Source organism: Eubacterium sp. 3_1_31, assembly GCF_964249515.1.
Lineage (GTDB): Bacteria > Bacillota_I > Bacilli_A > Erysipelotrichales > Erysipelotrichaceae > Longicatena > Longicatena caecimuris.
On the sequence record NZ_CAXUBY010000051.1, the window covers coordinates 1 to 19428 of the forward strand.

General features: G+C 40.9%; 17 protein-coding genes. 3 read left to right on the forward strand and 14 right to left on the reverse strand.

Translation table 11 applies throughout. The features are described 5' to 3' along the window. Positions 1-119: 119 nt before the first annotated feature. The 8 genes from ACESSZ_RS14375 to ACESSZ_RS14410 all read right to left on the reverse strand — a co-directional run bounded on the left by ACESSZ_RS14375 (position 120) and on the right by ACESSZ_RS14410 (position 5667). The gene (locus ACESSZ_RS14375; RefSeq protein WP_117718982.1) at positions 120-542 is read right to left on the reverse strand and encodes a winged helix-turn-helix domain-containing protein; all 423 of its coding nucleotides are present in this window, start codon (positions 540-542) and stop codon (positions 120-122) included. A gap of 419 nt (positions 543-961) precedes the next feature. Then, positions 962-1264, reverse strand: coding sequence for a PadR family transcriptional regulator (locus tag ACESSZ_RS14380; protein ID WP_118031635.1), 303 nt, complete (start codon positions 1262-1264; stop codon positions 962-964). Then, a complete protein-coding gene (locus ACESSZ_RS14385) occupies positions 1264-2121 on the reverse strand; it encodes a DUF4097 family beta strand repeat-containing protein (RefSeq protein ID WP_117718963.1) in 858 nt (285 codons plus the stop codon). Before ACESSZ_RS14385 ends, ACESSZ_RS14380 begins: the two co-directional genes overlap by 1 nt. 12 nt (positions 2122-2133) lie before the next feature. Further along, positions 2134-2841: an ABC-2 transporter permease family protein gene (locus tag ACESSZ_RS14390; RefSeq protein WP_117718962.1), complete on the reverse strand. Its 708-nt coding sequence runs from the start codon at positions 2839-2841 to the stop codon at positions 2134-2136. 5 nt (positions 2842-2846) lie between these two features. Beyond that, positions 2847-3758: an ABC transporter ATP-binding protein gene (locus tag ACESSZ_RS14395; protein WP_117718961.1), complete on the reverse strand. Its 912-nt coding sequence runs from the start codon at positions 3756-3758 to the stop codon at positions 2847-2849. Positions 3759-3845: 87 nt separating this feature from the next. Then, positions 3846-4787 carry an ATP-binding protein gene (locus ACESSZ_RS14400; RefSeq protein ID WP_499842863.1) on the reverse strand — a complete coding sequence of 314 codons (942 nt, stop codon included), beginning with the start codon at positions 4785-4787 and terminating at the stop codon, positions 3846-3848. Beyond that, positions 4784-5476 carry a response regulator transcription factor gene (locus tag ACESSZ_RS14405; RefSeq protein WP_117718959.1) on the reverse strand — a complete coding sequence of 231 codons (693 nt, stop codon included), beginning with the start codon at positions 5474-5476 and terminating at the stop codon, positions 4784-4786. Before ACESSZ_RS14405 ends, ACESSZ_RS14400 begins: the two co-directional genes overlap by 4 nt. After that, positions 5473-5667: a helix-turn-helix domain-containing protein gene (locus tag ACESSZ_RS14410; protein ID WP_117718958.1), complete on the reverse strand. Its 195-nt coding sequence runs from the start codon at positions 5665-5667 to the stop codon at positions 5473-5475. Before ACESSZ_RS14410 ends, ACESSZ_RS14405 begins: the two co-directional genes overlap by 4 nt. Positions 5668-5986: 319 nt before the next feature. Between ACESSZ_RS14410 and ACESSZ_RS14415 the strand changes: the two genes are divergently transcribed. Continuing rightward, complete coding sequence (locus ACESSZ_RS14415) at positions 5987-6691, forward strand: helix-turn-helix domain-containing protein (protein ID WP_117718957.1); 705 nt, start codon at positions 5987-5989, stop codon at positions 6689-6691. Positions 6692-7387: 696 nt separating this feature from the next. On the opposite strand, the gene ACESSZ_RS14420 is transcribed toward ACESSZ_RS14415, so the two are convergent. Continuing rightward, positions 7388-8206, reverse strand: a complete 819-nt coding sequence (locus ACESSZ_RS14420; protein ID WP_117718955.1) for a helix-turn-helix domain-containing protein — start codon at positions 8204-8206, stop codon at positions 7388-7390. A gap of 470 nt (positions 8207-8676) precedes the next feature. Here ACESSZ_RS14420 and ACESSZ_RS14425 point away from each other — a divergent pair, with 470 nt between their 5' ends. Both ACESSZ_RS14425 and ACESSZ_RS14430 read left to right on the forward strand, forming a co-directional pair. Continuing rightward, positions 8677-9054 (forward strand): plasmid mobilization protein, encoded by a 378-nt coding sequence (locus ACESSZ_RS14425; RefSeq protein WP_015540969.1) that lies wholly within the window; start codon positions 8677-8679, stop codon positions 9052-9054. After that, positions 9041-10690, forward strand: coding sequence for a relaxase/mobilization nuclease domain-containing protein (locus ACESSZ_RS14430; RefSeq protein ID WP_499842864.1), 1650 nt, complete (start codon positions 9041-9043; stop codon positions 10688-10690). The genes ACESSZ_RS14425 and ACESSZ_RS14430 overlap by 14 nt, the downstream gene beginning before the upstream one ends. A gap of 49 nt (positions 10691-10739) precedes the next feature. Here ACESSZ_RS14430 and ACESSZ_RS14435 read toward each other — a convergent pair whose 3' ends face one another. The 5 genes from ACESSZ_RS14435 to ACESSZ_RS14455 all read right to left on the reverse strand — a co-directional run bounded on the left by ACESSZ_RS14435 (position 10740) and on the right by ACESSZ_RS14455 (position 19385). Then, the gene (locus ACESSZ_RS14435; RefSeq protein WP_269016939.1) at positions 10740-11654 is read right to left on the reverse strand and encodes an Abi family protein; all 915 of its coding nucleotides are present in this window, start codon (positions 11652-11654) and stop codon (positions 10740-10742) included. A 150-nt stretch (positions 11655-11804) separates the two neighbouring features. Next, positions 11805-12719: a YodL domain-containing protein gene (locus ACESSZ_RS14440; protein WP_005338447.1), complete on the reverse strand. Its 915-nt coding sequence runs from the start codon at positions 12717-12719 to the stop codon at positions 11805-11807. Then, a complete protein-coding gene (locus tag ACESSZ_RS14445) occupies positions 12716-12967 on the reverse strand; it encodes a transposon-transfer assisting family protein (protein ID WP_004613327.1) in 252 nt (83 codons plus the stop codon). Before ACESSZ_RS14445 ends, ACESSZ_RS14440 begins: the two co-directional genes overlap by 4 nt. Then, positions 12964-18324 carry a DUF3849 domain-containing protein gene (locus ACESSZ_RS14450; protein WP_499842865.1) on the reverse strand — a complete coding sequence of 1787 codons (5361 nt, stop codon included), beginning with the start codon at positions 18322-18324 and terminating at the stop codon, positions 12964-12966. Before ACESSZ_RS14450 ends, ACESSZ_RS14445 begins: the two co-directional genes overlap by 4 nt. Positions 18325-18377: 53 nt before the next feature. After that, the gene (locus ACESSZ_RS14455; RefSeq protein ID WP_499842866.1) at positions 18378-19385 is read right to left on the reverse strand and encodes a helicase; all 1008 of its coding nucleotides are present in this window, start codon (positions 19383-19385) and stop codon (positions 18378-18380) included. Positions 19386-19428: the final 43 nt, after the last annotated feature.

Sequence of the window (19428 nt, forward strand, 5' to 3'; positions counted from 1 at the left end):
GAGTTTTATTTTTAAAGGCTCATCGCTAAAGCTCTACGGAACCCCCAGACTATCTGGGGGTTTTCTCATACAATAAGCGGCTCTGTCTCTCAGAATTGACAGAATGCCGCTCATTTTCGTTATATCGCATTATTAAATTTATATCCTATTCCCCATACAGTCAAAATATAGATAGGTTTTGACGGATCAGGCTCTATTTTCTTTCGTATTCTCCGAATCAGACTCATCACATTGTCCTCTGCCCTATAATAAGGTTCTTTCCATACCTGATTGTATATTTGCTCTTTAGAAAATACTTGTCCAGGGCACTGTGCCAGCAAATATAGGATTTCAAACTCATAATTAGTCAGTTCAATACTTTTCCCATCCCTCTCTACTATTCGGTATTTTGCATTTATTTCCAAATTACCATATCTCAAACAGCTATTATTAGGGAAAGTATTCAGCACTTTTATATGGCTTTTTGATTTCAAAAACGAAAGCAACTCATTAAATGTTGTTTCCTCTTTATCGTCAAATGCAGCTATTAACACTTTTCCCACACAAGCTCGCCTTCCTTTTACACATTAAAAAAATCATATTTATTGCTCCAGTACGCTCGCTGTATCAATAACACCACCTCCATTAAAGCGTGCTTCGTCCTCTATATTCAGGTTAAGGGGAACATTTCACATTTTTTAACAAGAATGTACTTTTTTAAAGAAACTATACCCTTTGGGAAAATAAAGCATACAATGATACCAGCACGTTGGATTGCTCTACACCACAAATTTATATCCTCCAATCATTGTCTGAATCATATCATCAAGGTTCTTTAGTTTTCTTCTAAGTCGGCAAATCACGTTATACCACATGCCCACATCCAGCTATGTCCCATTCCACACGACACCATAGCCTTGTTTTGTTCCCACACAGAGGACATAAATCCATTGTCCTATCTGCAAAATACCACCCTCAATTTTTACAGGAAAGACTGTAAATCCTTCAATTCAAGATCTAATTTCTCTCGAAGGCTACTTAAATATATTCTCCCTTCACTGCTTAGCGTATAGTAAACTCTAATTCTTCCAGCAGACAGTTCGCTTTCTCTACTGACCAATTCTCTCTCACATAAAGATTTCAACGCCAAATAGATTGTTCCCGATGACTTCTGATAAACCGGAGCGAATCGGTTTGTCAATTCATACCCATATGCTTTATGTTCGTTTAATACATTAAGAAGCAACAGCTCCAGCAGTTTTCCATTTACTTTAATTAAATCCATCAGTGAATTACTACAGTACCACTGTCACTGTTCACTGTCAGGCTATATGTTCCATCACCAATCTTCCCCTGTTTACAAGCGGAAGTTTCCATCGTATAGGAAGCATCATCCAACCTCACTGACACATCATCGGAGCCTGATGAGATTTTAAATGAAAGGTTCTGTGGCTGTGTTCCATAAGAAATACCAATATCGCCAGAACCTGTGGAAACCTCCGCATTGGTCTGTTCTCCCAAACCAGATACATTGACTTCACCAGATTTCGCAGTAATGGAAATATGCTCCGACTCTGTATTTTTCCACGTTACATATCCAGACGATGTGCCGATCTGAAAATTGTCAATCTTGCCGTCAGACAGTTTCACATCTCCGGAAGAAGATGCAATTTCAACTACATCTGCCGTTACATTATTCATTTCAATATAGCCGGAAGAATTATCAAGCGTGAGTTTGGAAGCAACAAGGCTGTCGATTTCCATATCGCCGGAGCCATTTTTAATGGTAACTGTTCCTTCCAGCGTATCAGGAACATACACGGTTACCTCTCCTTCTTTGCCCAGAGAGAACTGGCTTAAAACGGCATCTTCGCTCTCTGCCTGCACAATGTTCAGTACAGAATCTTGTATCTCTGCTGACGGAGCTTTCGCTCCCTTTGCTGCTCCTCCATCTAAAGTAACATGAACATCATCATCTGCAGAAGCCATAATCTTAAGCTGCCAGGAGTCAATTTGCATATTGATGGCAGATATGTTTTCCGAATCGTATGTTTCTGAAAGACTGACTTTTTCATTTTGACTGCATCCGCATAAACAAGATACCGCCAACAGACTCATGCACAAAATCATTTTCATTCTCATAGACACCTCCTGCTACATCAAATCCTTCGTTTCCACGTTGTATACCGACAGAACCGCAAAGATCAATGATACGAAAGTCAAAATCATTGGAAAAATCAAATTGTTCTTCATCGTAAAATCACCTATATTGGCCTGTGTCAGAAAAATCAGCAGGAAAGACGAAATAATGGTTGCTTTTGATGATTTCATGGCAAGGCCGATGAATAATGCGATAAAACTCATGCTTACGATCACCACTGACTTCAAAATAAGCTGTACATAAAATGACAGGCTTGCCATATTAAAATCAAGTGGAAACGCAGACGTCATAAAGTGGGAGCCTGCAAGGACACACCCGTAAATTAACACTTTCGTCACAACTAATGCGATAAAGTTAAAAATCCATACCGCCAGCATCTGCGAAACCAGTATCTTTTGCCGTCTGATCGGATAAGAAAACATCAGGTTCATGGTTCTGTTCTTATATGCCGTAACGATGAAGGATGCTAACATGACACTGGTAAAAATCAGAAATGACATACTGGTAAACAACTCAATCGAGGAAGAAATCATTTCATTCCCCGGCGCAGCATCCGGCACTCCGGTATCCGGATCATTGGCTATTCCCAGGTAAGCCAGCGCAAAGATGAAAAGGCAAAGAAGTCCCGCAAGAATTACCGCATTACGGACATACTTCCCAATATTGTTCTTTTTCCATTCAAGTTTGATTAATTTTAGCATTGCTGCTACACCTCCGCCGTCATTTTCAGGAAATAATCTTCCAGAGACTCTGCTTTTTTCCCAATAGCAACAATCTCTACATCATTCAGTGCCAGAACCTTTGATAATTCCTGTGTGGACACATGATGGTCATAAATCCGGATTTTTCCGTCCTCTACGATTTTAAAATTATCAAGCCCCATCTTATCAGCCAGAACATAGGATGCTTTCTTTGTATTGATTACGTTTAACTCAATATAAGCAAGGCTCATTTCTGATATTTCTTTCATAGTAACTTCTTTCATAAGCACACCATGATTGATAACGCCAACCGTATCGGCAATGCTTTCAATCTCAGAAAGAATATGGCTGGACACAACAATGGTAATACCGTATTCCGTACAGAGCATTTTCAGCAAATCCCGGATCTGCTTCATACCTGCCGGATCAAGACCATTCGTCGGCTCATCCAGTATAAGTAATTCCGGCTTGCTAAGAATGGCACGGGCAATCCCAAGCCGCTGTTTCATTCCTAATGAATAGCTGCGTACCGGCTTTTTCCCTGCGTCTGCCAGATTCAGTATCTCCAGGGCATTTTCTATGCTGCCGGGATTGTAATAACCCATGTATTCACAATGGAGTTTCAGATTCTCCCTCCCGTCCAGATGGTCGTAGAAGGTGGGGAATTCAATAATGCTTCCCATCCGTTTCAGCACTTCATAAGAAGTCGGTGTGAGTTTCTTCCCGAACAGTTCAATGCTCCCCTCTGTTGGTTTCCAGAGGTTGGTCAGCATTTTCATAACTGTGGTCTTACCGGCACCGTTCGGTCCCAGGAAACCATAGATTTCGCCTTTCTTAACATGCATGGACACATTGGTTACAAGATTTTTGCCGCCAATGGATTTTGTAAGCTGATTCGTTTGTAAAATATATGGCATATTGTCTGCCTCCTTTCTAATAACCATTCTAGCGGCTAAGATTTTCAAAACTCTTGACTAATTCTTACGAATTTCTTTCTTAGAAATTCAATAGGAAAATTTCCGTAGTTTTACCGTAAAAGTGGTTTTTACATTCGGTTCACTCTCAAGGGTAATCTTCCCGCCAAGCTGATGCGCCAGATTCTGCGCAATCGTCAGCCCCAGACCATTTCCCTGTATTTCACGGTTTCTGGAATCTTCCATCGTAAACAGCCTCTCAAATACATTCTGTGCAAACCCCCGTTCTATCCCCTTCCCCTTATCCACCACATCGATATAAATATACTTCTCATCTGACCTGAGAAACATTCCTATATACTTTCCATCGGAACCGTACCGCACAACATTGGAAATGAGATTGAACAAAATACGCTGCAGGGCATCTTTGTTTCCCCGGACAAAGACTGCTTCTTCCGGAATATCAACTTGTACCTGAAATTCCTTCTGTGTCAACAATTCATAAAAATCCAGCACATTCTCCCGGCACGCCTCACAGACATCGATCTTTGAAATCTCAATCTCCGTATCCCCGGCCTCCAGTTTTGCCAGTGTAAAGAATTGGTTGATCAATTCCATCACTCTCTGGGCCTTCTGCTCCACTTTCAAAAGCATTTCATTCTCCCCTGAGCTGTTCAGACGCATGATTTCCAGATAACCTAAGATTACTGTCATGGGCGTCTTAATATCATGGGATATATTGGACAGCATTTTTTTTGAAGAAATTTCTGAGCGCCGGTAATCCACCTTGACCTTTCTCTGGTTCTCCAACAGGCGGTCAATCTGGGCTACCAAATCCATAAGAACCTTATTGTCCGTAAAGACCATAACATTTTCATCACTGTCCGTATCCTGGATTTCTTCTAACTTCTGGCTGATTTTCTTTAATTTAATCTGTGTTCCTGTCCGGAAAGCAAACTGCTGATAAAGAACAATACAGATCAGCACTACAATGCAGGCAGACAGGAAAAAGATAATTGTTGCATCGCTCATGATAAATCTCCTAACTTATATCCGATACCCCAAACTGTAATGACATATTTGGGAGACCTCGGATTATCCTCGATTTTATTTCTTAATCTGCTGATATGGACATTGACCGCATTTTCATCTCCCAGGTATGCGTCATTCCAGATCAGGGAATACATCTGCTCTTTGGTATATACTTTCTTTGGATTCTGAAGAAGAAGCTTTAAGATTTCATACTCTTTCGCCGTCAAATCCACCTTTACATTCTTTTTTGTTACCGTATAATCTGTCAGGTTCATAACCAGATCCCCAATTACCAGCGTCTCATTTTCCGGTTCCGCTGGTTTTGAATATTGGGTACTCCTCCGGATATTTGCCTTAATACGGGCCAATACCTCTGTCACCGAGAATGGTTTTGTAATATAGTCATCTGCCCCAAGTCCCAAACCCAGTGTCTTATCCGCATCCGTGTCTTTTGCAGACACAATAATGATCGGAACCGTACTGCTCTGCCGGATATGCTGCATAACTTCCATGCCGCTGATTTTTGGAATCATCAAGTCCAACAATACAAGAGCGTAAGAGTCACTGTCAAATTTCTCACTTGCTTCTTCTCCATCTGCAGCACAAACCACTTCATAGTTCTCCGCCCTCAGATAGTCTTTCAGCATCTGGCTTATCTCCATATCATCTTCCACTAATAATAATTTCATGGCTGCACCTCCATAGCTGTATTATCTTTTCTCCGCTTATCCGCAGGTTTCTCTGCATCCTGTGGTATCAGCCATAAAGTTGATACCTTTACCGCACCTTTGATTCTTCCTGATGAGCAATAATAGTTTATCATCCGGGCCGTGATACCCCATTTTTCACTTGCTTCCCTAAGTGTCATATATCCATCCATGATTGACCTCCTGATATTGTACTGTCCTCTATTATATTTCTTATGCTCGAAATATACAAGTCGCATAGTACCATAGTTCTGCAAGATTAGCAACTTAAGTAAAAAGCAGAAGTGCCTGATGGGAAAACGATTCATATAGCGTTCGTCAACCCGCTGTTCCGAATATTTTATTGTGAATATAAACTCATTGAAGTATAATACAAACGTTATAGCGAATAGGTAGAAACAATCAAAAAGAGCATTCCACCTTAATTCTACCTTTGGTGGGTGTTAATCTACCCTCAAAAGAGTTACAATTTCCCCATAAGGAGGATACGCAATGGAACAAAAAAAGATAGGCTCATTTATCGCCGCTTGTAGAAAACAACATGGAATGACACAAGTGCAATTTGCAGAAAAACTCGGTGTGACCAATAAAGCTGTTTCAAAATGGGAAACTGGAAAATGTATGCCGGACGCTTCCCTCTTTGATGATATATGTTTGCTTCTAAACATCACATTGAATGAACTCTTTGCAGGAGAGAGAATCGCATCTGATGATATTCCAAAAAAAGCCGAAGAAAATCTTAAGAGTATGGCTCTTGAATATCAAAAGGAAAACAAAAAAATAGTATTTTGCAAATCCTGTACGATTCTGCTTACCCTTGTAGTTATATCCTTAAATCTAAGTGTCGGCGGAATATTGTTTGAGGGGACACCCGTATTGGCAAACTTGTTGGCAGTAATTTTATTGATGATTTCATGGTCACTATTTCTCTACTGGACACAACAAGACGTAACTATGCAAAAAATAGCTACTATAATCAACGCAATATTCTTGTTATCATCAATAACTGCATTTATATTAGCGTTCTGGGATATTCAGGGAACTATTGTGCATTTGATAGGTTTCCCGTGTGAAGTAGTTTTCTATGGATTGAGGCCAATATTTGAATGGATTCATATTTACCTTATTGTAGCAATTTTAGTATCCATCGGGTTAGCGTACTCAAAGAAAAATATTGCTACCGCAATTCAAAAATAGGAGGGAACAAGATGTATGTAACTTTATTTTCTATTATTTTGGTTATTGGTTTATTGCTTCTCCTTTTACCTATCAATATATACAAAAAGTGGTTTGATAACAGAGTATTTCCGATAGTTATTCGTGTAATAGGCATAATTTTGTGTATTATTAGTGTGTTTTCCATTTATGCCGTTTTATCAGGAGAAATTGTCCTTCCACTGATAAAGTAAAAGCCCATAGTAACGGCAGCATAAAAATGCGGCTCCTTTACTATCATATAAAGCAACTACCAACCAGGCACTTGAAATGCAAAATGTTAAACAGGCAGAAGTGTTTGCTCCTTTAATAGAGCGGCTACCTCTGCCTCTTTTCTTGTCCCACAAACCTATATCCTCTGCCGACTACCGTCTGGATTATATCCAAGTTCTTCAGCTTTCTTCTGAGTTGGCAAATAAGTTGTAGACCACATGCTCACATCCAGTCATGGCCCTGCCAGACAGCTTCGTAAATCTGTTCTGGAAAATTCCTAATCCGAATACTTCATCCATAGGTAAAGGACATCAAATTCTTTCGGATAAAGATCACTTTCCTCTCCGTCCAATGCAACCGTATAACACTGTGGATCAACGGTAAAACCATCCACACCGGATGACAGCCTGCCATTTGATATTCATTTGTACTGACATCTCCGCCTTCCTTAATCTTTCAAATTACTTATTTTACCGCCAATCGCCATTTTTTCTCTAACGAATATGCCTGATATGCCATTAATCCCATATATCCCACAACCGCTATCAACCATATAGTTCTCACAATAAATGCAAAGCCATTTTCCAACTGCAACATCTGAAAATACATGACGACACTTCTTATCAAGTTAAACGTAGCAACACAATACACTGGTATCGGAGAAATCCTTCTCGTCTGAAAATAATATCCGACAATAACTACAATACAAAGCAGATAAATGATACTTTGAAATACAGTCGGCCATATACTAGATGTCTGTATTAGTTCAAAAATATTTGATAATATTTGCATACCAAAATAGGCAGCAGCAATCACTCCTGTCTTTTTAGGTGTTAATTTTCCACGAATGGAAAATGCCAATCCGCAAAAAAGCAGCAATGTAATCAGCACATATCCTAATATATATGCAGTTCCATATCCGATCACTTCCGAGTTTGCTCCTGCAAGTTCCGGCATTAGAAATCTAATTGTAGAAATGCTCATAAGTAAATATGCTACCCCTGCAAGGGCATATAAGGCAGACTGTACTCTACCTATCACAGGAGATTCCACAATAGGATTTTTTTCCACGCATTTTTTCATTTCCTCCCCAGACAGCAGTTCATCCAAAGATACCTCTAACACTTCTGATAATTTCTTAGCCGTCAAAAGGTCTGGATACCTGGCCCCGCATTCCCACCGAGATACCGCCTGCCGGGTAACATAGAGAGCGTCTGATAATGTCTGCTGTGTCATTCCCTTTTCTTCTCTTGCCCTCTTTAGTTTTTCACCAAATTCAACCATAAATATCAACCGCCTTTTTCTGATTTGATTCCTATAGGATAGGTTGATTATAAAATATCCTGCTGGCAAATGAAAGAAACACCCTTAAAAAACCATGTAAACAAAATGGTAACATAGGATTTCCCGGTATCTCCTCCAACAGATTCAATGCTATTACCTATTTCAAATTACTTTCCTCTTTTCTCAGGTATCATTCCTTTTCTCAAATCGGCTTTTATTATAGAAGGGCTTTTATTCTCTTTCAGAGCAAGTTTCGCAATGTAGCACAATAACCCCTTTCCGGGTTCTTGGCGACTTGCAACTTGATGGGGATTTCGTTTCCCCATACCCTCGACCACAATCACAGATATGTGTATTGGTTTCCATTTACATGGTCACAGTGCGATAATTTTTCATCACTTACTTTCCCAGCAGGCCGCAAAATTTGGATTTTCTTATGAAACCACTACCACGAAGAAAGGAAGTTATCAATGACAAGACCTAAGAAAGAGGAAACTCTTGCAAAAACTAAAGATGTGCATTTACGCATGAATGAAACTGAATATGATCTTCTTGCAGAAAGAGCCAAGGCTAACAGCATGACGGTTTCTGATTTTATCCGAAATGCCTTGGTCAACCAGAAAGTCATCATCAAATACGAAATTACCGCAGATGTTCCCGAAATAAAAAAACTTATTAGCGAGTTTGGTAAAATTGGCAGCAACCTAAATCAGATTGCCCGATATTTTAATCAGGGTGGAATCCTCTCTTCTGAAATGAGAAATGAAATCCGAAAGTCTCTCCGGGATATTTATGAAATGAAATATAAAGTGATGAAAATGGCAGGTGATTTTCGTGGCAGTAATTAAACATATCGCAAACAAAAACTCTGACTATGGAGAATCGGAACGGTATCTTATCTTCCAGCACAACGAGTATACACAAAAACCGATTCTTGATGAAGAAGGGCATATGATACTGAGAGAAGAATATTATCTGGACAGTCTGAACTGTGATCCATTCTCTTTTGCATCTGAATGTCAGGAACTGAACAGCTACTATCACAAGAACAAAAACTTCAATGAAATAAAATCCCATCACTATATCATCAGCTTCGCCCCAAAAGACAAGGATGAATGTGGATTGACCGGTGAACGTGCCCAGCAACTCGGATTAACTTTTGCAAAGAAAAACTTTCCCGGTCATCAGGCTTTAGTCTGTACTCATACCGACGGTCATAATGAAAGTGGAAACATCCATGTACACATCGTAATCAACAGTCTCCGTAAATATGACATACCACAAGAACCCTATATGGAATTTGACTGTGAAGCAAAAGCCGGATACAAGCACCATCTAAGCACAGCATACCTTACCCATTTAAAACAGGAAGTCATGGATATGTGCCAAAAAGAAGGGCTGCACCAAGTTGATCTGCTCACTCCTGCTGAAAGAAAAATCACCGAAAAAGAATACTGGGCACAACGCCGGGGACAGGAAAAATTAGATAAGCTGAATCAGGAAATGAAAGAAGATGGAATCACACCGAAAGAAACTCGTTACCAGACAGAGAAACAATTTCTGCGTGACGCTATTGATGATGCTGCAAGTACCGCCAGATCACCAGAGGAATTTTCAAAAATCCTTGATGAAAAATATCACATCATCTTCAAGATCAGTCGAAACCGCTACAGCTATCTTCTTCCTGGCAGAAAAAAATATATCACTGGAAGGAATCTTGGAACCAGATACACAGAAGATTTTCTCTTGAAAGCATTTGAGGAAAACACAAAATCCCATAAAGAACAGAAAGAAGAAATTCTGGAACAGCAGTCTCCGAATACTTCCACAGATTTACCAACCGTTCCTTTCTCCGATACTTCTGCTATACCAGCACCGTTCATTTTCATAAAATCAGACCTCCGTCTTGTCATAGATCTGCAAACCTGTATTAAAGCACAGCAGAGCGAAGCCTATGCTCAAAAAGTAAAGCTCACCAATTTGAAGCAGATGGCTCAGACTGTTGCCTACATACAGGAACATGGCTATGATTCTCTTGATGATTTCCATGCAGCACTCGATCAGGCTTCATACCAGACCAGTGCTTCCAGAAAATCTTTAAAAGATACTGAACAGCAACTTAAAGATGTGAATGAGCAGATTCATTTTACCGGACAATATCTGGCATATAAAAATGTGTACGCCGATTATCGTAAAAGCCGAAACAAACAGAAATTTTCTGAAGAACACCGGGCTGAACTTTCCCTGTATGACACAGCCCTCCGAACACTCAAAGCAAAATCTGGCGGGAATAAATTACCTTCTATGAAAGCCCTCTATGCCGAAAAGGACCGGCTTATCGAATTGAGGGATAAGCAACGGGAAGTTTTTTCTAGCCACCGGGATTATGAACGGGAGCTTCGCACTGTGGCTGCGAATATTGACATGATTCTTGGAAAGAATTGCAAGCAGCAACTACAGGATAGAAAAGAGCCAAATTTATAGTTCATATTAAAAAGGGACAGATTACTCCTCTGTCCCTTATAATATGTCTCTATTTTTCTAACTGCTCATACCAATCTTCTGGAAACCCTATATGTCTCAATGATATATCATTCTCATATTCTTCTACAATAGCTTTTAATTCTATCAAGACTTTGTTGAGCCATTCTTTTTTGTCTGGATATAATAATTTTAATACAAGTATTTGTGAAAACAATTTTCTGTTTGGTGATGTTTCTAATTCCCTTGGCATTTTGGGTAATGCGGGAAATGACCAATAATACAGCCTTGAATAATGTGCGCAGCGGTTTCTCAAATCCGTGATACAGCGTAACCAGCTTTTTAAACAGGCCACTGATGTACCATATAATTCTTTTGCTAAATATTTCTGGTCACCAGACTGTAAATCTGCATAAAAGTAAGACAGCATTCCCATTGAAAAAAATTCAACAATAACCCATATAGGAAAATTTCCACCATACTTTTCTTTATGATGCTGAACTACTGATGTACTTTTATTTTCCTCTATACATACATTTAACAGTTTCACGAACTTTTCATGATTGTGCCTATCATTGTAAATAACCCCATCCATATATCCTAAAGCCCCATGAACATGTCCACTGTAATAAGCTAATTGCGTTCTTAAGTATAATTCAACTTTTTCTATATAATTAAATAATACACCACGCAATCTACTGTCAAATTCATAGATTCTTTGAATTCTGTGAAAGTTTATATTTGAAAAATACGTCCCATCCTTTTTCCTAAACGGAAGGAAATAAGCAGATAATCTATAATAATTCGCCTGTTTTAAAAATCCGATACATTCTGTATCATTATCTATAATAAAACCCTTTTCTTTAATAATTTCAACTTGTTGAGCAAAGGTTTTCGGTTTTTTCATTACCTGTACAGTTGCTTCATTATTTTTCAACTTTTCATTTTTAGTTTCACTTGTATTCACCATTATTTCTCCAAAAATAAAATGTCTCCCCATGGGACACATCACTTGCGTGAGAGGTGCGGGGAGTCCTGTTAATATTATGATATGATATTTGAGAGAAAAAATCAACCATTTTTTTATTTTATCATCAAAAATTCCGGCAAAATTTTTTTACTTCTTCTTTCTTTCCATCTCTTCTTCCATCGCCTTCTGTTGCTGTGGCTGTCCTTTGCCTTGACTGGCTATCTTCTTCTGATGATTACGGAGCCGTTTCAGTACCGATCTCCGTGGAGCGTTCTTATCTTTTTTCTTTGGAGTGTTGTTCATCAGTCCGTCAATCATATTATAGTTGGCTTCTTCTGCCATCTCTGCACTGCGAAGATATTCTCCATTATCCATAACCTTCTGCCAGTTTGCCAGCTCTGGTTTCTTCTTTTGTGTTTCTCCAGATTGTGTCTGTCCGGTCTGGGCTTGTGCCTGCATTTCCTGTTGTTTTTGCTGTGCCTGCTCTGCCTGTTGCTGCATGAAATTCTGAATGTTCCGTCTGGCTTCTTCATCAAAGCCGTTGTAACAGTCATTCATAACTACGGTACCTTCTTCACTGAGAATCACATAGGCTGCTCTTGTCCCATACTCCTCATGTTCCATCAGAAACCATTTCTTCTCATTCATTAGGATATAATCCTGGGCAAGCCATGTTCCTTTCTTTCCTTCGATTTCATATCCGGTCGTATCAATGGAAAGTCTGGTATCGGAAGAACTTTTGATTGTGAGAAATTCCGGAATGATGATAAAACCATCTTTGTTGACATAGTAAGCTGTGGTTTTTCCATCATCGGTAATGATGATCACATCGCTGCAACCGATGGAATGACCTTTGAAGTTCTTCGGTCGTTGCTTCTGTAAACGGAGTTTAATATCAGCCGGAGTTTCCCCCGGCTGGATTCTTCCAATGTACACCTGCTGATAGTTTTCTATCTGGACTGTTCTTCCTTCGCTTTTCAGTTTCTCGTAAGAACGGAAACGGACATCCCGGTACTCTGGGGTATCTTTTACCTGATATACTGCACACTGACTTGTACTCATTCTTCGTCCTCCTCTTCCAGTTCCATTTTATATTCTTCCAGATCCATAAGAAAAACTTCATATCCTTCATCGCTCATACAGAACAGTTTTCTTATGGTATTGCAGACAAGCCCGATCATATCTGCATCGCCTTTCAGAAAAGGAATGATATGGTCGATTGCCTCCATCGTGTCATTTCTGTTTCCTTTATCAAACATTGCGGTTACTAAACATTCATCCGCATCAAAGTTCATCGCCAGATCCATCATAATTCCACCTCTCCCTTCTTATGTGTCTTGGATTTCTCCGTTGTTTTATTCTGTTCCTGTGCTTTTGCCCTTGCCTGAAAATCTTTTAAAGACTGCAGCACAGACTTCTTCACTTCACCTTTTTCTCTGCTTGCAGGTTCTGCCTTTTGTGACTGGCTCTGACTTACAGATACCAGTTCCTGCTCTGCCCTTCTGTCTGCCGCAACCGCAAAAGGCTTCTGTCCACTTCCTATTACTGTTTCTGCCGTATGTTCTGTTTTCTGCACCCTTCCATGCTTTTCATCCAGATACTTTTCCATGTCTGCGATTGCTTTCTGCACCAGAGGGCTTTCTTTATAGTGTGGAATCATATCTATCAGATCACGCCGTATCCGGTCTGCACTCATCAACTCATATTCCCCGGAATAATCTTCATCACCATCTTGCAGATCAAATCCAATTCCTTTAATCCCATGCAGTCTCTCTGCTGGGATACTCTCATATATTTTAATGGCTTCTTCTAAAGTGAGGTTGTTATGGTACTCTCCCATGACCGGAAACTCCATGCACTCTGCGACATAAAAACTGATCGTAGCTTCTGGCTGTTCCTGCTCCGGCTGTTTGTCAAAGATAGAAAATCGCTCTGTATCTTCCAGACGGGAAAGTAAAGAACGGGCAGTTATAACATCGCTGTCTATATCGGATTCCTCAGATACCTCAAGCAGCCAGTCTTTGATAGCTTCTGTTTTCTTATTCAAAATATCCTCCGTAAGTTTTTCCACCTGTTCTTCTCTATTTTCAATCGTATCGTTATACTCATAGGTATCAACGTCATAACTAAAATTATCCAAATCCGTAGCGAGCTTTTTAATCTCCTGCTGGTCAAGATATTTTTCAGATTCTTTTATATACTCTGCCAGAGTGATTCGCTCCTCTGCAATCGGATTAATATCCACCTTAATTCCTGCCATTGCTATACCGGATTCATTTAAAGCATTGAAAAAGCTATCTTCTCGAATATCACCTTTATAGGAAAGAACCACATCAAGGTCAGAATCTTCCCGGTAAAGGTCTTGTCTGCTTCTGGAACCATACACTCTTGCAGCAAGCAGCTCTACCTCCTGTTCCATTCCCATATCTTCTAATACTGCCTGTGCATGATACAGAACCCCTCTTTCTACTTCTGCTCTGCTCAGGCTATTTAATGCCATTTCATTTCTTCCAATCTCAGAAGTCGCACGAAGTTCCCCCTCCTGCAATAAATCTTTAGAGTGCTGGATCGTCATTTCTTCAAATTCTTTATAATCCACTTTGACACATTCCATATCATCCATTCTTTCACTTTTAAGGATTTCATAAGCAGCTTCCTGAATGGATGCATCTGGATTATCGTAATCCCCACCCTGAATTTCATGCAGATCAGAGTCATAAAAAATAAACGAATATCCTTCTTCTGTTACCTGTATGGTCAGATACCCTTTACTCCTGGTAAACTGCATTGCGATTCCTTCATAGGTTTGCATTGCTTCTTCCCTGCGAAATCCTTCAAAAATACTTGCCGGGCAGTTCTTTTCTAATTGTATCCGCTGCATCTGTTCTTCCTGAACTTCTTCCACATCTGCCATCAGTTCTTCATAATCCACTACTTTTGCATCTTCCAGTGAGTACCCTTTATCTTCTAAAATATCACTGGCAGCTTCATCTACATAGATTGTCGGATTGTCATAGATTCCTCCATCATCCTCCTGATAATCTTCATTGTAAAACGTATAGTCATAGCCATCTTCTGCGGTCTGGATTGTAAAATATTGTTTTCCAATCTGATATGCAATCTGTACCTCATTCCAGTCCAGCATGTTTTCCATTTTATTTACCGCTTCATATATTTCTGGATTCAGCCACCCTCCGATCTGTTCATACGCATGGGTCAGCCGATCTATCCCGTTTTCACATCGGATAAAATCCATGCTTTCCTGCATTGTTTCCGTATTCTGGATACCAAGCACTTTTTCCTGATGATTTGGCAGGCGTAAATATTCCTGCATCGCTTCATCCAGTGATTCATACCGGTTTACTTTTACTACACCCTCTGCATTTACATCTTCCATCACATAAAAATTATCAACGTAATGGATCTCTGGCATTTTTAACTTTATGCCTTCCGGCAGCTTCACCTCACTGACTGCATGGAAATTAAACCGGACATCCGTTCCAGATTCATTTTTTCCTACTATCGTTTCTTCCCAGGTATCTTTCTGTACTGCCTGTATTTCTTCGGTTGTAAGTGTCTGTCCACTCCGCAGGGTTACAGCAGAATCTTTCGGGAATTCCGACAAATCATAGAGTGTTGTTCCATTTTCCTGCAAATATTCTGATACAGCTTCTAACGCTCCTGCATCAAACCCATTCCACAAGTCCTCCGCTACAAGCTGTCCATTTTCTGCTACGATAATGCCTGCCACATCGGAGCCAAATTCATCATGTTCCATTAAGAAAAACTTCTCCCCGGCATATTCCTTTTCATCAACCGTATGCCATGTCCCGTTATGTCCTTCTGCTTCATACCCTCTTGTCTCTGCCGTGATCGTCACTTCGTTTTCTCCTATCGCCTGTTCTATCCTCTGCATCCGGATCTCAGCTCTTGCCATGTCGATAAACCCATCTAAAACTGCCGGGTGGCTTTCGATCACATAATCCAGGTTCAGATTTCTGCCCCGGCTGATATTTTCCGGGACTTCGATATGCTCCGCCCAGTCTTTGTTCTGTCTGGAAAATCTTCCATCATGGGAAAGTTCACGGATGGTATTTGCCATAACAAAATTCATACGTTCTTCCCCGAAGCGTTCCACGACTTCTTTTGCCGCATCCTGCTTTAAGTGCAGCCCGTCAAAATTCTCCCGGATGGCTTCTTCGATTGCTTTCTTACAGTCCAGGTTTAACTTTCTGGAATCCAGATAAGCATCCACATCCCGTTCTCCCATTGCCTGTTCCAATGTTCCTTTATAAACTGGCGGATATGCCCTGACGGAATTATGTTCCAGCATGTTCATTCTCTGCTGGACAAACTCCGGAAGTTCCTGAAATCCAAAAGAATCTACATAATAGGCTGTGATCTCTGCACCCCTGTTTATCACGATCACATCACTTACCGATAAGGAATGGCCACGGAAATCTTCCGGTCGGTCAATGTTAAAGCGTTCAAAAATATTGTCTAACGTGATCGTTGGCATCCACGGTGCTGCATAAACCATCCGGTAATCCTTTCCGTCAATGGTATAGCCCAGACTCTCTGCGGATTCCATTCCCATAAACTGATAGGTATGCTCATCTCCACTATCCATCTGATAAATGGCAAACCTTCCGCTTTCTCCATGCAGAAGAAGTGTCTCATCAATCTTTTCTGCACTCTGCTGTTCCAGTGCTTCCTGTTTTGTGGCAGAGACTTCTCTTTCTTTCTGGACTTCCCATTCTGTTTCTGTGATTCCAAAGATACCGTCATATCCAAGGATCTCATTTTCCGTCTCTACAAGCACCTGTTCTGCCCGTTGTGGATTCTCTGGATTTCCATGTAAGATGTAAATTTCTGCCCCTCCACGGTATAATTCATATGCCCGGTCTTTCGTAAGCGGAAGCATATGGTCTAATTGGATTCCTGCCTCGTGCATTTCGGTAAAACCGATCATGCCATCCGGAAAATTGTCAATCTGTGCCTGTGTTTCATTCATAAGGCTTCTCGTATATTCACTTTCCGGTCTGCGGATTGCGGTCATCATACGGTTCACCAGTCCAAGCACTTCGTCTTTGTCATCCATCTTATATGCAAAATTCACAATAAGATTTTTCTGGGAATCTGTAAAATCTCCCGTATTGGCAGCTTCTGCCGTTTCGATTAGACGGTGGGCATACTGCATGGCTGTTTCTTCTGCAATCTCCGGTTCCTTTGCTGGGAAGTTCACTCTTGCTGCCTGGATCACTTCATACACCAGCTTTGAACCGGCTTCATCGTAAGATTCCCTCATATCCCATACCAGGTCATTCAGTCTTTCCACCTGTCCAGGGAAGGTTTCTGCATATTCATTTACAAATGCCTTTTCATTTTCCGAAAAAATATTTCTTGGAAACTCTGCTTTTTGCACCAGCATCTCTGCCTGATCTTTCGGAGAAAGGTCAGAAAAATAAGTAACGCCTGTGTCAGCATCATATTCCACATCATAAAAATCAATCGGATAGTTCTCTCCGTGCCCACTGCTATCATAGAGTGGTGTGACGGCAGCACCTTTTTCTTCCAGAAAACTTTCCAGTGGTTTCTCATTTTCCTCTATCTCACCACTTTCCAGAAGGCGGACGTATTCCCCCACATTCTGCTCTAACTGTTCCCTGCTCATGTTTTCGATCAGATCATAAGTAAACTCGGAACCCATACTGCCTGAAAGATGCAGAATTAAATCTTCCTTATGAAAAGTATCCCGAACTGGTCTTTCCATTTCCAGCTCGTGCATCTGTGTCTCGATATTCTCAATGACTTCCGCAGACGTTTTCCGGATGGTATCCATAGATGCCCGGAGTGCTTTCATATCCTTGCTTTCACACCAGCTGGCAATATAGGTAAAAGAGTATTCGGAAGTATCCAGACCAAAGTGGTTGCAGACAATATAGGCAATACTTTCAGCCTCCACTTCTTTGGTTGTCCGGTCTTTTAAAATCCCTTCCGCATCCATTACCTCCCGGTCATGCAGCAATGCGTGGCTCACTTCATGGACTCCAGTTTTCATCGTCTGGACATTACTCATATTTTCCTGAATCGCTATATATTTTTCTGTCTGATGATAATACCCCTTTGCTTCCCATTCTATCTCCATCATGCGGATTGGCACAGGAGAAATGTTCTGCAATGCTTCCATGAACGTGTCATAAAACTGTACGCTCCCGGTAAGTTCCGGTATTTCCAGTTCTGCCATCGGCTCTCCCTCTGTCTGGCTGACATCAAATACCGTTGTCACACGGAACCTTGGAATAACCATCTCCACAATCTCTGTTTCCGGCTGACCGTCATCCCCGATCACTGGCTCTTTTGTTACAGGGTCAATCTTTTCAATCTCCTGTTTCTCACGGATGGGTGCCGGTGCGATGATCTGGATTCCTTTTTCCCCTCTCTTTACATGGCGGTTAAACTTCTTCTGCCACGCCTGATACCCTGCCACCAGAGTAGCCTCCGGTTTCTGCATGGTGATCAGAAGGGTGTTATTAAAACTGTAATTATGGAACTTGGACATGGTATTCAGATATTCTGTATATCTCTCCGAAGTAAAGATTTCTTTTACTCCCTGCTCCAGCCGTTCCGATATTTCTTTTAACTGTTTTTCTATATTATTTGCCATAAACAAACCCTCCATTTTATGTCCCGCCAGAGAAAACTCTGACGGGAAATCTTTTATAATTCCTGTTCGTGTTTTTTCTTTGCAGTTTTCTGTACAGATGGCTGTTCCGCTGTATTCTGCTGTGCCTTCTCCTGCTTTAAGCGTTCCAGAATAGATGGCTTATGGATTCTGTCTGCTGTTTCCGGAAGTTCTTTTTCTTCTACAGCATCCCTGCTATCTGTGCTGCTTCCTTCTCTGCCAATATCCTCATCTGCCATAATCGTCTCATTGCCCTTTTCATCCATGTTCAGCAATGCATTTAACTCGGATAACCGTTCCATCTTTTCATTCAGCTCTGCTTCTTTCGGGAATGGTTTCTTTACCTCTTCCTGTGCAGTAGCAAGCTGCTGTTGTACGGTTTCCAATTTCTGCTCACTTTCCGTCAGCTTCCTGTCAATGGAAGAAAGGGTGTTATGGATACGCTGCATATTTCCTACCGGGTCTTTTCCGATCTCCAGCTTATAAGAGCATTTTCCTTTGATCGTCAGTTCAAACGCATTGGAGAACATATTGTAGGAAGCAGATAACGTAAACCCATGATATTCCCCAACCTTTCCGCCGGTGCTGACGGTTTTTAAACCTGCACAGGCGGCGATCAACGCTTCGCCTGCTTCTTTCTTATCTTCATAAAGGACATTCCCTACCGTCATGGCAAACGTGTCATTATCCTGTAAATCCACGCTTTTTACTACCTGCGAATCCACCTGCATCCCGGCAATCCGCTCTTTCAATGCACTGATCTGTACCGGGAAATTCTTTGCAATATCGGATTCCAGACGGTAAATCTGACTGGTATGGTTTGCCTTTAAGAGTTTCAGCTTACTCACCTGCACATCCAGATCCATTTTTTCTTTAATGTACGAATTACCTGTGGCAAGTGCCTTGATCTCTGCATAGGACAGTGCCGTATCATCCACATCTTCACAAGCCCTGACCGGGGATTTACTGGTCATGATCTGGCTGATGAACTTCTGCTTATTCTCCAAAATCTGGTCGGGTAAGAGATGGACATTGCTGCCCATCCCTCCCCTAAGAACCGTACGTGAGAGTTTCCCCTCATACGGC

Excerpts from the sequence above, each read along its gene's own strand:
- ACESSZ_RS14380 (WP_118031635.1), bottom strand. The coding sequence starts at position 1,264 with ATGGATTTAATTAAAGTAAATGGAAAACTGCTGGAGCTGTTGCTTCTT.
- ACESSZ_RS14385 (WP_117718963.1), bottom strand. The coding sequence starts at position 2,121 with ATGAGAATGAAAATGATTTTGTGCATGAGTCTGTTGGCGGTATCTTGT.
- ACESSZ_RS14390 (WP_117718962.1), bottom strand. The coding sequence starts at position 2,841 with ATGCTAAAATTAATCAAACTTGAATGGAAAAAGAACAATATTGGGAAG.
- ACESSZ_RS14395 (WP_117718961.1), bottom strand. The coding sequence starts at position 3,758 with ATGCCATATATTTTACAAACGAATCAGCTTACAAAATCCATTGGCGGC.
- ACESSZ_RS14400 (WP_499842863.1), bottom strand. The coding sequence starts at position 4,787 with ATGAGCGATGCAACAATTATCTTTTTCCTGTCTGCCTGCATTGTAGTG.
- ACESSZ_RS14405 (WP_117718959.1), bottom strand. The coding sequence starts at position 5,476 with ATGAAATTATTATTAGTGGAAGATGATATGGAGATAAGCCAGATGCTG.
- ACESSZ_RS14410 (WP_117718958.1), bottom strand. The coding sequence starts at position 5,667 with ATGGATGGATATATGACACTTAGGGAAGCAAGTGAAAAATGGGGTATC.
- ACESSZ_RS14415 (WP_117718957.1), top strand. The coding sequence starts at position 5,987 with ATGGAACAAAAAAAGATAGGCTCATTTATCGCCGCTTGTAGAAAACAA.
- ACESSZ_RS14420 (WP_117718955.1), bottom strand. The coding sequence starts at position 8,206 with ATGGTTGAATTTGGTGAAAAACTAAAGAGGGCAAGAGAAGAAAAGGGA.
- ACESSZ_RS14425 (WP_015540969.1), top strand. The coding sequence starts at position 8,677 with ATGACAAGACCTAAGAAAGAGGAAACTCTTGCAAAAACTAAAGATGTG.
- ACESSZ_RS14440 (WP_005338447.1), bottom strand. The coding sequence starts at position 12,719 with ATGAGTACAAGTCAGTGTGCAGTATATCAGGTAAAAGATACCCCAGAG.
- ACESSZ_RS14445 (WP_004613327.1), bottom strand. The coding sequence starts at position 12,967 with ATGATGGATCTGGCGATGAACTTTGATGCGGATGAATGTTTAGTAACC.
- ACESSZ_RS14450 (WP_499842865.1), bottom strand. The coding sequence starts at position 18,324 with ATGGCAAATAATATAGAAAAACAGTTAAAAGAAATATCGGAACGGCTG.
- ACESSZ_RS14455 (WP_499842866.1), bottom strand. The coding sequence starts at position 19,385 with ATGGGCAGCAATGTCCATCTCTTACCCGACCAGATTTTGGAGAATAAG.